Origin of the sequence: Amycolatopsis sp. NPDC049688 (genome assembly GCF_040674975.1) — a bacterium.
Lineage (GTDB): Bacteria > Actinomycetota > Actinomycetes > Mycobacteriales > Pseudonocardiaceae > Amycolatopsis.
This window is the reverse complement of sequence record NZ_JBFANY010000002.1, coordinates 761,670-774,412: the sequence shown is the minus strand read 5'-3', so window position 1 is coordinate 774,412 and position 12,743 is coordinate 761,670. Positions and strand designations below refer to the sequence as shown.

At 68.8% G+C, this 12,743-nt stretch carries 9 protein-coding genes and 2 tRNA genes; 4 read left to right on the top strand and 7 right to left on the bottom strand.

Translation table 11 applies throughout. The features are described from left to right. Positions 1–18 precede the first annotated feature (18 nt). Positions 19–336, bottom strand: a complete 318-nt coding sequence (locus AB0J55_RS09660; RefSeq protein ID WP_364245206.1) for a sigma factor-like helix-turn-helix DNA-binding protein — start codon at positions 334–336, stop codon at positions 19–21. Between the two features lie 433 nt (positions 337–769). Here AB0J55_RS09660 and AB0J55_RS09655 point away from each other — a divergent pair, with 433 nt between their 5' ends. Genes AB0J55_RS09655 through AB0J55_RS09645 form a run of 3 tightly spaced genes read left to right on the top strand, consistent with a single transcriptional unit; the run spans position 770 to position 6,281 of the window. After that, positions 770–1,402, top strand: coding sequence for a hypothetical protein (locus AB0J55_RS09655; protein ID WP_364245203.1), 633 nt, complete (start codon positions 770–772; stop codon positions 1,400–1,402). Positions 1,403–1,408: 6 nt separating this feature from the next. Beyond that, positions 1,409–4,549: a DUF87 domain-containing protein gene (locus AB0J55_RS09650; RefSeq protein ID WP_364245201.1), complete on the top strand. Its 3,141-nt coding sequence runs from the start codon at positions 1,409–1,411 to the stop codon at positions 4,547–4,549. A gap of 16 nt (positions 4,550–4,565) precedes the next feature. Further along, the gene (locus tag AB0J55_RS09645; RefSeq protein ID WP_364246006.1) at positions 4,566–6,281 is read left to right on the top strand and encodes an AIPR family protein; all 1,716 of its coding nucleotides are present in this window, start codon (positions 4,566–4,568) and stop codon (positions 6,279–6,281) included. Here the strand turns inward: AB0J55_RS09645 and AB0J55_RS09640 are convergent, their stop codons facing one another. The 6 genes from AB0J55_RS09640 to AB0J55_RS09615 all read right to left on the bottom strand — a co-directional run bounded on the left by AB0J55_RS09640 (position 6,282) and on the right by AB0J55_RS09615 (position 11,532). Next, positions 6,282–6,749, bottom strand: a complete 468-nt coding sequence (locus AB0J55_RS09640) for a hypothetical protein (RefSeq protein ID WP_364245198.1) — start codon at positions 6,747–6,749, stop codon at positions 6,282–6,284. A gap of 71 nt (positions 6,750–6,820) precedes the next feature. Continuing rightward, positions 6,821–6,894: transfer RNA gene (locus AB0J55_RS09635), tRNA-Arg, on the bottom strand. 41 nt (positions 6,895–6,935) lie between these two features. Continuing rightward, positions 6,936–7,025, bottom strand: a tRNA-Ser gene (locus AB0J55_RS09630). A gap of 65 nt (positions 7,026–7,090) precedes the next feature. Continuing rightward, a complete protein-coding gene (locus tag AB0J55_RS09625) occupies positions 7,091–8,806 on the bottom strand; it encodes a phosphatidylglycerol lysyltransferase domain-containing protein (protein ID WP_364245195.1) in 1,716 nt (571 codons plus the stop codon). Between the two features lie 37 nt (positions 8,807–8,843). After that, the gene (locus AB0J55_RS09620) at positions 8,844–10,823 is read right to left on the bottom strand and encodes an acetoacetate--CoA ligase (RefSeq protein ID WP_364245193.1); all 1,980 of its coding nucleotides are present in this window, start codon (positions 10,821–10,823) and stop codon (positions 8,844–8,846) included. A gap of 85 nt (positions 10,824–10,908) precedes the next feature. After that, entirely contained in the window at positions 10,909–11,532 is a 624-nt protein-coding gene (locus tag AB0J55_RS09615) for a dienelactone hydrolase family protein (protein ID WP_364245190.1), read from the bottom strand. A 135-nt stretch (positions 11,533–11,667) separates the two neighbouring features. On the opposite strand from AB0J55_RS09615, the gene hisC reads away from it, so the two are divergent. Continuing rightward, positions 11,668–12,723, top strand: a complete 1,056-nt coding sequence (gene hisC, locus AB0J55_RS09610; protein WP_364245187.1) for a histidinol-phosphate transaminase — start codon at positions 11,668–11,670, stop codon at positions 12,721–12,723. Positions 12,724–12,743 lie beyond the last annotated feature (20 nt).

Genomic DNA, 12,743 nt, shown 5'->3' with positions numbered 1-12,743 from the left:
AACGCTGCCCGTCCGGAACTAACGCTCGGCGCAATCGATCGCCGGCCTCGTGCCAATCCGCACCCCGTCTTCCGCCGTGACCAGGGCACGATCGAGTTCCCGGCGCTGGACCTGGCGGATCCGCTCCCGGCTCAACCCGAACTGCTGCGCGATCTCGGCCATGGTCGTCGCCCCGGTCGTCAGGCCGAGCCGCATGAGCAGGCTCTCGCGGTCGCGTTGCCACAGCCGCGCCAGCCCGGCGCGTACCAGCTGCTCTCCGGCCGCCTTCCCCTGTTCATCACCCCTCCTGAGCTGATCGGCGGTGAGCCGGATGTCCGCGATGCCGGGCGAACGCACTCGAGCACCCAGTCCGCGAGATCGGGCGCGCCTTGCCGCTTCACAACCGCGCGACCGGCCTGTTTCAGCCGGCCATCCTCGAAGCCCGCGAGCACGTCGAGCTCATCGGTGGCCGCCGCCCATCCCGTCTCGGCTGTCAGTGCGGCCCGGATGTCAAGTACGCAGATCGCGCCGGATGAACGCTGATGCCGCGCGGCGACGTCTTCCAGCCGATCTTCCCCTCGGAGCTCCTCCAGAAGCTGCTCCTCCTCCGCCCGCTGCCACTTTTCCCCGGCCGCGCTGGGCGCACTCCGCACTGCCCTCCCCGATCGACGATCACAAAAATAGGCGATCTTCCACTCCATTGATCAACAACGCGGGAAATGTCTGCGGTCGCTGCTCCGGTCGAGCGAAAGGCGTGGTGCCCGTAGGCCGCGTCACTAAGGTGAATCGCATGGAACCGCTCAGCCTTCCCGCGCGATCTGCCCTGCTGGTCCTGATGACACTCGGCGATGCTGTTCCGAACTCGCGGATCCGCGAAGAATTCGGACTCGTGATCGAGAAATCGACACGGGAAGAGCTTTTCGACTGCGGATACATCAAGGTCACGCCCGGCCCTCGGCGCAGCCGCCTGCATGAGCTGACCGAGGATGGCTGGAAGGCGTGCCGTGAGGAGCTGCGGGCCGAAGCCCCTGCGAAAGCGCCCCCCGCCTACCGTTTGCTGTACCCCGTTCTCAACCTGTTCGAGCGGCACCTCACGACGACAAAGGCCACGTTGGCCGACGTGGTCTTGACAGCCAGCGACGCGGCCGCAGCGGTATCCGACGCCGAAGCAGATGCCGCGGTCCGATCGGCTTACGACACTCTGGCGGAAGAACCGGGCGCCCCGGTGTCACTGGTGCGACTGCGCGGCGAGCTCGAACTGCCTCGCGAAATCGTCGATGGGGCACTTCTGCGGCTCGACCTGCTCCCGGGAGTACGGTTGACCGCGGAAGTCAATCAGAAGAGCCTCTCCGAAGAGAAGAGAAAGGCGGCAATTCGCGTCGGCAATCAGGACAAACACCTGCTCGCCATCAAACCGAGCTGAGGCGACATGGACGAAGGTGTCCGCCGGGCTCTGCAACACCTGCGTTTCGATTGGGCAGCGAGCACGGAAGATGTCTGGCAGCCGTCCAGCACGCACGTACCGGAGCTGAACGAACACGCACTGCGGGCCATCATGGCTGCCTTCGACGACGCTGACGCGAGTCCCGGGAGCAGCCCGTTGAGCGTCGCAGTGGTCGGCGAGCACGGCTCCGGGAAGACACACCTGCTCGGGGCCGCGCATCAGCAAGTCAGCCATCGTGGCTACTTCTTCCCCATCAGCCTGCACATCAGCGACTTCTGGACCGGTGTCGCAAAGGCCTACCTCGAAGGACTCCGCCAGCCGGGTCCCGACGGACGCAGCCAGCAGGCCAGGTGGCTGGATCTGCTGGCCAACCGGCTGAAGCTCTCGCTGGAGCAGGAGGCACGGCTCGCGAGCCGTGCCTCGATGACCAAGCCGTTCCTCGACGAAATCATCGACCGGCTGGAACGCCTCTCGCCACGATGGGGCCGGGAAAGCAGGCACGTCGCTCGAGCACTCGTCTTGCTGGAGGCAGGTGACACCACGGCTCGCGACCTCGCCGAAAGCTACCTGACCGGAGACGAGGAATCCGTTGCCGGTGAACGCATTCGATGGGAAATCCTGCCGACCGCCAAGCCCGCGCGGGAGCGGGTCCGGGCCATCTCACGGCTGCTTGCGTTGACCGGGCCCACGCTGCTCACCATTGATCAGATCGACGAGTTGACCGGCCGCTCAACCCAGGCTACGGAGCACGTCGAGCCAGAGACTCTTGAGGTGCTCGACCAGTTCATGGTCGGCCTGATGGATCTTCGGGACACGACAGCACGCACGGCGACGGTGGTGGCCTGCCAGCCGCACTCATGGGAACGGATCCGCCGCTTCGCCATTGGCTCGGCACTCGATCGGTTCGAGCAACCGGAAATCCAGCTGGGCCGGATACCTTCACCGGAGGTCGGGCGCGCGCTCATCGCCGCCTGGTTCGCCCCACGCTACGAGAAGGCCGGATTCCAGGCGCCCTATCCGACCTGGCCAGTGCTTCCGCAAGCATTCGACGAGGTCGCGCGCTTCAACGCCCGGCAGCTGCTCCAAGCGGTCCGCCGGCACGTCCAGGATTGCCTGGACACCGCGGAGCTACGCGAGATGACCACCCTGCAGGATAAGCCTCAGCACGTCCGCGTCGTGGCGGCACCGTCGGCGCTGTCGGTGCTGGACGAGAAGTACGCCACCCTTGTCAGCACGGTCGATGTCCGCGACGCGTTGCAACCGGAGACCGAGAACAGCCGGATGAGTGAAATCCTCGAAGGCGCTCTCAACTGTTACGCGATCGAGCGGGCCGGTCCGTTCGAGGTCGCGCCCCGGCCGGGTGGGAACCCGTGGTTCCACGCCCAGCTCCGGCAGCCTGCCGAAGATGCCGACGCTGACCGGAGCTGGACCTTCCGGGCCATTGCGACGACGAGTGCGCCGTCGTCACAGCGAGTGCTGAAACGAGTCCAGGACAGTGCCGGACTCGACCCGGCCTTCCCGCACCGACGGGCGTACGTACTTCGAACCGGCAACTGGCCTACCGGCACGCTGAAGGCGGGTAAACGGCTCGCCGACTTCCGCCAGGCCGGTGGCGTGCTGATCGACGGCGTGTCGCACGACGACCTCAAGGTGTTCGCGGCGCTGACGCAGTTGCGCAACGCCATGGACCCGGAGTTCGACACGTGGCTGCGCGCGCGGACCCCGGCGAGCAGAACCACGCTGTTCCGGACTGTCTTCGGAGATCCGGGTCCGTCGGGCAACGGAGCCGCTCCGGTGCCCGAACCACCCCACGATCCGGTCGAAACCCTTTTCACCTGGCCGCCCACCGACCAGGATTCGGATCCGGCTCCGCTCGCCGGCCCCGAACCGGACGGTGTCCCGGCAGTCCCGCTCGGCACGACGGAGGACGGCACCGACGTGCGCGGTTCCCTGCTCTCCTTGCGCAAGCACACCGCGGTGTTCGCCGGGTCCGGCTCCGGCAAGACCGTTCTCCTGCGCAGGTTGATCGAGGAGTGCGCGCTGCAAGGAGTGTCGTCGATCGTGCTGGACCCGAACAACGACCTGGCCCGGCTGGGTGACCGCTGGCCGGCGCCGCCACCCGGCTGGCGGCCGGGCGACGCAGCCCGGTCCGAGCGGTACCTCCGTGAAACCGAGGTGGTGGTGTGGACACCGAGGGTCGAAGGTGGCCGCCCGCTGAGTTTCCAGCCGCTGCCGGACCTCGCCGCGCTGGTGGATGACCCCGATGAATTCGGGCAGGCCCTCGAAACCGCGGTCGCCGCCCTGGCCCCACGCGCCCGAGTGTCCGCCGCCACCGCCAAGGCCGACCGCGCGCAGGCTCTCCTGCGCGAAGTGCTCACCGAGTTCGCCAACCGCGGAGGCGGCGACCTCGAGGCGTTCCTGGACCTCCTGGCCGACCTGCCCGAAGGCGTCACGTCGTTCGCGCGGGCCGGTGCGGTCGCCACGGAACTGGCCGAAACCCTTCGCGCTGCGGTGATCAACGACCCGCTTTTCGGGGGCCGCGGCACCGCCTTCGATCCGGCCACGCTGCTGACCCCGACGTCTGGCAAGCGAGCCCGGATTTCTGTCATCAGCCTGGTGGGGTTGCCCGCTGAGCAGCAGCGGCAGGGGTTCGTCAACCAGCTGCAGATGGCGTTGTTCGCCTGGATCAAGAAGCACCCCGCCGATGATCGTCCGCTCCGCGGCCTGCTCGTCATGGACGAAGCTCAGACGCTCGCACCATCGGGAGCAATGACAGCCTGCACGGCCAGCACCCTGGCGCTGGTTTCGCAAGCGCGCAAGTACGGCCTGGGCTTGGTCTTCGCGACTCAAGCGCCCAAAGGTATCCACAACCGCATCGTGGGCAACACCGCAACTCAGTACTTCGGGTTCATCAACAGCCCAGTCCAGGTCGCCGCGGCGAAGGAGATGGCCTCCCAGCGTGGCAGCTCGGTGGTGGACATCTCCCGTCTCGGCGCCGGCGAGTTCTACCTGGTGACCGAAGGCGAGCCGTTCCGGCGGATCAGCTCCCCGATGTGCCTGAGCCACCACCCCTCCAGCGCATTGACCCCCGAGGAAGTCGTGACGAGAGCTCGGATCGGCCGGTGAAGGAGACCCCGTGGACATGGTGATCGGCGGTCTTACCCGCGAATTCCAGAAAACGCACGACCTGACCTCGCTGCCGGAGAGCGAAGCGTTCGAGGCATTCGCCGCCTACTGCGTCTTGAGCTCGTTCTACGAGAGCGAGTTCGCCCCGGACACCTTCCGCACCGGTGGCGGCAACGATCTCGGCATCGACGCGTTCGCCGTCCTGGTCGACGGGGAGCTGCTGCACGACGCCGACGATGTGGCCCGGGTGATGGACAGCCGGATCCGGCCCGTCGTGGACATCGTCTTCGTCCAGGCCAAGACGAGCAGCAAGTTCGAAAGCCGGGTGATCTCGGACCTCGCCGACAACCTCCTGCACCTCGTCGACCAAGCCGAGCTCCCCTACCCGGCGTCGGACGACATCCGGAACATCCGCCGGTGCCTCCACGACGCGGTCTACGGCAACGTCGGCAAACTCGCCGGCCGGCTGCCCCGGCTCCACGTGTTCTACGTGACCACCGGGAGCGAAATCGCCGCCATGATCAGGCAGAAGGCCACCAGCGCGGAACGCAAGCTGAGCGCGACCGGGCTGTTCGATGAAGTCTCCTTCGACTGCACGACCCAGCAGCACCTGCGCGAGCTCTACCGGCGCGCGACCAGCTCGGTGACCGCGGAGTTCCCGATGCCCAGGCGGATCGTCGTGCCCAGTACTGCTGCGGTCGAGCAAGCCGTCACGGGCTTGATCGCGGCCACCGACCTGGTCGAATGCGTCCTTTCCGACGACGCCGGCAGGCTGCGCCGCACGCTCTTCCACGAGAACTTCCGTGATTTCCAGGGCTACAACGAGGTGAACTCCAAGATCCGGGACACCTTGTGCGACCCCGGCGAACGTGACCTGTTCTCGTTGTACAACCTGGGCATCACCATCGTGACCCGTGGCCTGAAGCCGATCGGCGACCGCGTGATCCTGACGGACTTCCAGATCGTGAACGGCTGCCAAACCTGTCATGTTCTTTTCGACCAGCGTCACCAGCTGACCCCCGGTGTGCACGTGAAACTCATGGTCGTGCACACGCAGGACGAGGACGTCGTCAGCGGCATCGCCGCCGCGACCAATCGGCAGACGATGATCAGCGAAGAGGACCTCAGCGTCCGCGACGAGTTCCACCGCCTGCTGGAGGAGTACTTCGAGCACGGCCGGGACAGGCAGCAGCGGCTCTATTACGAACGGCGATCAAAGCAGTACAGCGAACGGAAGGACATCGAGAAAGTCAGGGTGATCGGCCGGCCGCAGCTGACGCGTGCGTACCTCGCGATGTTCCTCGACGAGCCGGCCGGAGTCGGCCACTTCAAGTCGCTCATCCAGGAGCGTGGCCGGGAGCTCTTCCAGCCGGGCCAGCAACCGGTCTACTACTACCTGGCCGCTGCCACGTGGTACCGAGTCGAATGGTTGTTGCGGAACAAGCGCATCGACAAGAAGTATGCGCCCGCGCGCTACCACCTGCTGGCCGCGGTGAGGTGGCAGTCGATGGGCACCAAGGCTCCGGATCACCGACCGCGCGTGGCCGAAGAGAAGTGCACGCAGCTGCTCCGCGATATCTGGGACCCGAACGCTTCGGAACGGCTCTTCACCCGGTTGCTGCGCCCCCTGCAGCGCGCAATGGACGCCGAGCCACCGTCCGTTCCGGTCGGGGAAATGGTCCGCACGCAGCGCTTCGCCGACCGGTTCCGGCAGGAGCTGCTACGAGGCTGATTACTCGCGCGGCCGCAGGGCGTTCTGGTTCCTGACGACGGTCAGGTCCTGCCCCGCACGCCGGTACCGGACCTTGGCCCACCAGAGACCGTCCTCCCGGGGCGCCGCTTCCCACGACAGCTGGCCCGGGTACCAGTCGTCGCCGTCCCGGACGAGACACGGCTTGGGTGCCGATGCGGGCGCCACCGCCGGTGCGCGGCGAGCCAGCCATTCCGGTGTGCAGCAGTACTCGCACGGTTCCAGGGAGCCCGGACGTACGTCCGCCCAGGCGATCGGCACCGCCGGGTGGGTCTCCTGCCCGCGGGCCGCGGCATGGCGCTGGCCTCGCCGGAGCCAGTCACAGGCGGGATCGTTGTGGTAAGCCGAACCACCATCGGTGCGGTAGCCGTGCGCCCGGACACCGGGCGGCGGGGGTTTGCACCCCGCGCACTGGCCCGGCAACAGGTCGTGTTTGCAGCGGCCGTCCACCCGGCTCACGGTAGCGGGAAAGAAAGAAGCCCCCTCCGAAGAGGGGGCTTCTTTGCTGTCTCAACCAGACGTGCGCCCGAAGGGATTCGAACCCCTGACCTTCTGATCCGTAGTCAGATGCTCTATCCAGCTGAGCTACGGGCGCGTGTTCAGTTGTAACCTAGCACCCGGCGAACCGAGTACCAGCGGAGGCTCCGGGATTTGAACCCGGGAGGGGGGGTTACCCCCAACCGCATTAGCAGTGCGGCGCCATAGACCAGACTAGGCGAAGCCTCCTGGGCCCAACGACCACTGCTCAGATAGGTTACACACCCCCGATCACCCCCGGAACAGCACCCCCCTTACGCCCTCCGCAGCAGCCTGAGCAGGCGCGGAGAGCGGCCGCCCAGGCCCTCTGCCTCGAACGTGGCGATGCCGACGCGGGGCAGCTCGCGGACCTTCGGATACACCAGGTACCTGGGCACCCAGCGCGGCTGGAACTTCGCGTTGAACCGGTACAGCGACTCGATCTGGATCCAGCGCGAGAAGAAGTGCAGGACCTTCGCCGACATGCGCGCGACCGGGCCCGCGCCGATGCGCTGGCCCTGCTCCATCAACGCCCGGAACGCCGCGAAGTTCAACGAGACCTGCGTGACGCCGTGACGCCCTGCCGACAGCAGGAGCTCGGAGATCATCAGCTCGTTGACGCCGTTGTCGGCCGACCGGTCGCGGCGCATGACGTCCAGGGACAGGCCCGTCCTGCCCCACGGCACGAACTGGAGCACCCCGCGGACGCGGCCGCCCTGCTCGGCCGTCACCAGTACCGAGCCCGGGTCGCCCATGCGGCCCAGCGCCATCGAAAAGCCGCGCTCGGTGTCCGTGCCGCGCCAGTTGGCCGCCAGGACCTCCAGCTCGGCCAGCTCGCCCGGGCGCAGGTCCTCGGCGCGGCGCACCAGGACCTTGTAGCCCGCCCTTTTCGTCCGGGCCGCGGCCTGGCGGACGCCGCGCATCGTGCGGCCGTCCAGGGTGAAGCCCGCCGCGTCGACCACCGCTTCGTCGCCGATCTCCAGGACCTCCAGGCCGAACCTCGCCCAGACCGTCGCGCCGAGCTCCGAGACGCCCATCGCCGCCGGGGTCCAGCCGTTGCGCCGGCAAACCTCCAGGTACTCCTCGATCGCGCCCGGCCACGCCTCGTGGTCGCCCAGCGGGTCGGCCGAGCACAGCGCCACGCCGGCGATCACGCGGTAGGTGACCGCGGCCTTGCCCGTCTTCGAGAACACCGCGAACTTGTCCCGCCGCAGCGCGAAGTAGCCGAGGGAGTCGCGCTCGCCGTGCTCGTCCAGGAGCCGGCGCAGCCGCGCGACCTCCTCGTCGGTCAGCCGCGGCGCCGGCTCGGCCGAGCGCAGCAGGAAATACGCCGACACCAGGACCGCCGCGAGGCCGAACAGCAGTCCGACACCGGTAACCAGGTCCTCCAGCCACATCTGGTGGAACACCGCGGGCCCGCTGGCCGCGACCAGCGCGAGCGCGGACTCCGCGAGCCGGTCGCCGAAGCCCATCGGCTCCAGGGCCGCGCGCGGCGCCACCGACAGCAGGATGACGTTGATCACGAACCCGGCCACCGCCAGCTGGACGAACACGCGCACCGCCCGCCAGCGCCCGACCACCGGGTCCGGCTTCGCGACGAAGTAACGCCGATTCGCGATCAGGCCCACCAGCAGCACCACCGACACCAGGCCGGCGGCGAAGACGTGCTTCAGCCCGAGGTGCGACATCGTGAGCAGCACGGTCGCGCCGACCGCCAGCTGCCAGGCCCGGCGCTTGCGGCGCCGCAGGCCCGCGGCCAGCAGCACCAGCAGCACGCCCATGACCAGCGCCACGGTCGCCGCGGCGACCGTGGCCTCCTGCGGCAGCTCCAGCCACTCGGCCAGGTGCCCGCGCAGGCTGCGCCGGCCGGCCGGGATCAGGATCGAGCCCAGGGTCATCAGGCCGGCCAGCCGGGTCACCCAGGTGATCACCCCCACGGTGGTGGCTCCTGCCACCTTCCAGGTGATCTGCGCGCGTGTCCCCGTCACCACCTGTACAACCCGCCGTGGATGATCATGCTTCCCCCATCTACCCCCCGGCGAGCTCCACGAACGGCGCCAGCGCCGCCGGGTTGGCCAGCGCGTCACGGCTGACAGCCCGGTCGGGAGCCACACCGGCAAGGATCTTCTTCACCGGTACCTCACACTTCTTACCGTTCAAGGTACGAGGTATCTCGGAAACCACGACGAACCGATCGGGTACATGGCGCGGTGACAGTGCGCTACGGAGCTCCTTGCGCAGCCGCGGCTCGACGTCTTCGAGCGCGACGCCGCCGGCGAGCACCACGAAACAGATCAGCTGCCCGTCCTCGTTCCCGGCCGCCGAAGTGTCCACGACCAGGGAATCCGCGATCTCGTCGTAGCCCTCGACGACCCGGTAGAACTCCGCCGTGCCCATCCGGACGCCGCCGCGGTTGAGCGTCGAGTCGCTGCGGCCGTAGATCACCGCCGAGCCGCGGTTCGTGATCCGGATCCAGTCGCCGTGGCGCCACAGCCCCGGGTACATCTCGAAGTACGCCTCACGCAGGCGCGAGCCGTCCGGGTCGTTCCAGAAGAACACCGGCATCGACGGCATCGGCTTCGTGATGACCAGCTCGCCGACCTCCTCGACGACGGCCTTGCCCGCCTCGTCGAAAGCGTTCACCGCGGCCCCGAGCGCCGGGCAGGACAGCTCGCCGAGCCAGACCGGCACGTCGGGCGCCGACGCGACGAACGCCGCGCACAGGTCGGTGCCGCCGGACACCGAGCAGATCTGGACGTCCCGCCCGACCTCGTTCACGATCCACCGGAAGCCCTCGACGCTCAGCGGGGCGCCGGTGGAGCCCAGCGCGCGCAGCCCGGTCAGGTCGTAGTGCTCGGCGGGCTTGAGGCCGGCCTTGAGGCAGCTCTGGATGAACGGCGCCGACGTCCCGAAGTAGGTGACGCGGTGCTGCTCGGCCAGGTGCCAGAGCGCGTTCAGGTCCGGGAAGCCGGGGCTGCCGTCGTAGAGCACGATCGTGGTGCCGACCAGCAGGCCGGAGATGAGGAAATTCCACATCATCCAGCCGGTGGTGCTGAACCAGAAGAACCGGTCGCCGGGCCCGAGGTCGGTCTGCAGGGCGAGGGCCTTGAGGTGTTCGAGGGTGATGCCGCCGTGGCCGTGCACGATGCCCTTCGGCAGGCCGGTGGTGCCCGACGAATAGAGCACCCACAGTGGGTGGTCGAACTCGACCGGCTCGAACAGCAGGGTGGCACCCGCGTGCCTCGCGAGCAGTCCGTCCCAGTCGAGGGCGCCGTCCATCCGGCCTTCGCCGACGTACTCGACGAGCACGGTCGCGGCCAGCGACGGCAGCTGCGCCTGCAGGTCGGCGATCGTCGTCCGGATGTCGAACTGACGGCCGTTGTACGCGTAGGCGTTGACCGCGAACAGCACCTTCGGCTCGATCTGGACGAACCGGTCCGCGACCGCGCGGACGCCGAAGTCCGGCGAGCACGACGACCAGATCGCCCCGATACTCGCCGCGGCGAGGAACGCGACCAGCGTCTGCGGGCAGTTCGGCGCCAGCGCGACGACCCGGTCGCCCTTGCCGACGCCGAGTTCCAGGAACGCGGCCCGCGCGGCGGCGACCTGCGCACGAAGCTCGCCGTACGTCAAGTGGCTCGCGAAGCCGTCTTCGCGGTGGAAGATCACCGCGGTCTCGTCGTCGGCCTTCGCGGCGCCCGCGACGCCGGGGGTGAGCGCGTGCTCGGCGTAGTTGAGCGTGCCGCCCTCGAACCAGACGGCGTTCGGCATCTCGCCGGAGAGCACCTCACCGGGCTGGTCGTGCCAGCGGACGCCGAGGAAGTCCGCGACCGCGGCCCAGAAGTCCGGGCCACGGTCGACCGAGAACTCCCACAGCGAGCGGTAGTCGTCCACCTCGACGCCGCGCTCGGCGCGCAGCCACCGGCGGAAGGCGTCGATCTTGGTGTCGGCAACGTGGCCCGGCTCGGGGCGCCAGAGCACTTCGGGGGCGTCGGCGGTGTGCGTCACGCCCCGAGCCTAATCCCTCGGATCCGGAAGTCACTGTGGTCGAAACCGACACGGAACCCGGGTGCCGCATGTGCACCGCGCACACTTACCGCAGGTGCGCGTCGAACCAGTTCAGCGTCCGCTGCCAGGCCTCCGCGGCCGCGCCGGGGTCGGCGTCGAAGCGGTGGTTCGCGCCCGGGTAGTGGACGACGTTCGTGGCGACCTTCGCCGACGCGGCGGCGTCACGCAGGCGCTCGACGTCGGCGCCGCCCGCCTCGTCGCCGGCGTCGCCGTACATGCCGAGCCACGGGCTGGTGAGCTTCCCCGCGATCTCGACCAGCGCGGGCAGCTCGACGGCCTGCTGCCCGCCGACGCTGACGGCCGCGCCGAGCTTGCGGTGCGACGCGACGACCAGCGCCGCGGTGCCGCCGAGGTCGAAGCCCATCACGCCGAGCAGGTCGGCCTGGACACCGCGTTCGACCAGCCAGGCCAGCGTGAGGTCGGTCGCGTCGAGCAGGTCCTGCTGGGTGAGGCGGTCGTTCTCCAGGTGCGGGGTGACGGTCAGCCAGCCCTCCGTGGCGAGGCTCGCGAGCAGCAGTTTCACGCCGTCGGTGACGCCGTCGGCCTCGTGCAGCACCACCAGGCCGCCGCGTAGCGCGCCTTCGGGTTCCGAGAAGGTCAGGCGCAGGGTGCGGCCGTCGGTGCGCTGGTAGTCCGCGGTGGAGGTCATCCGTTCACTCAATCACTTCGAGGTGAACGGGAGGAAGCCCCGCCCGGGCACAGTCCGCCGGAAGGGAGTCGCGGGGCGGCCGCGGGAAAAGATACGGTGACCGGGTCGTCCCGTCGATTTCCAGGAGCGCCGAAGATGCCGTCCGTGTCCCCGCGTGCCGATCTCGAATCGTTGCCGAAATACGTCCCCGGCCGGACGATCGAAGGCGCGATCAAGCTGGCGAGCAACGAGGTGCCCGGCGGCGCGCTGCCGAGTGTGGCGCAGGCCATCGCCGACGCCGCGATGGGCATCAACCGCTACCCGGACACCGGCTCGCAGGCGCTGCGCGAGCGGCTGGCGCGCGAGCTGGACGTGCCGGTGGAGCGCGTCGCGATCGGCTGCGGCTCGGTGTCGCTGTGCCAGCAGACGATCCAGGCGGTGTGCGCACCCGGCGACGAGGTCATCTTCGGCTGGCGTTCCTTCGAGGCGTACCCGATCGTCACGCAGGTCGCGAACGCCGTGTCGGTGAAGGTCCCGATCACCGAGAGCCAGGAGCTGGACCTCGACGCGATGCTCGCGGCGATCACCGGCCGGACGCGCGTGGTCTTCGTCTGCAACCCGAACAACCCGACCGGGACGGCAGTCCGCCGCGCCGAGCTGGAGCGGTTCCTGGCGGAGGTGCCGGAGCACGTGCTGGTCGTGCTGGACGAGGCGTACAAGGAGTTCGTCACCGACCCCGAGGTGCCCGACGGCGTCGAGTACACCCGGACCCGATCGAACGTCATGGTGCTTCGCACGTTCTCGAAGGCGTACGGCCTCGCGGGCCTTCGCGTCGGTTACGCGGTGGCGCCGGAGCCGATCGCGGACGCGCTTCGCCAGGTGTACGTGGCGTTTTCGGTGAACATGCTGGCCCAGGTGGCCGCGCTGGCGTCCCTGGATGCGGCCGACGAGTTGCTGGAGCGCTGCAAGGAGATCGTCGCCGAGCGCGGCCGGGTGCGGGACGCCCTGATCGAGGCGGGTTACCGTGTGCCGGAGACTCAGGCGAACTTCGTCTGGCTGCCGCTCGGTGATGACGCGGTGCCGTTCGCGGAGCACGCGCTGGACCGCAAGCTGGTGGTGCGCCCGTTCGCCGGCGACGGGGTGCGCGTGACCATCGGGACCCGCGAAGAGAACGACCTGTTCCTGGCCGCGGCAAGGGAATTCCGGCAGTAGCTTGCCGCGGTGGCAAGGCG

Bases quoted from the DNA above. Each gene is read 5' to 3' on its own strand.
- AB0J55_RS09655 (WP_364245203.1), top strand. From the start codon at position 770: ATGGAACCGCTCAGCCTTCCCGCGCGATCTGCCCTGCTGGTCCTGATG.
- AB0J55_RS09650 (WP_364245201.1), top strand. From the start codon at position 1,409: ATGGACGAAGGTGTCCGCCGGGCTCTGCAACACCTGCGTTTCGATTGG.
- AB0J55_RS09645 (WP_364246006.1), top strand. From the start codon at position 4,566: ATGGTGATCGGCGGTCTTACCCGCGAATTCCAGAAAACGCACGACCTG.
- AB0J55_RS09615 (WP_364245190.1), bottom strand. From the start codon at position 11,532: ATGACCTCCACCGCGGACTACCAGCGCACCGACGGCCGCACCCTGCGC.
- hisC (WP_364245187.1), top strand. From the start codon at position 11,668: ATGCCGTCCGTGTCCCCGCGTGCCGATCTCGAATCGTTGCCGAAATAC.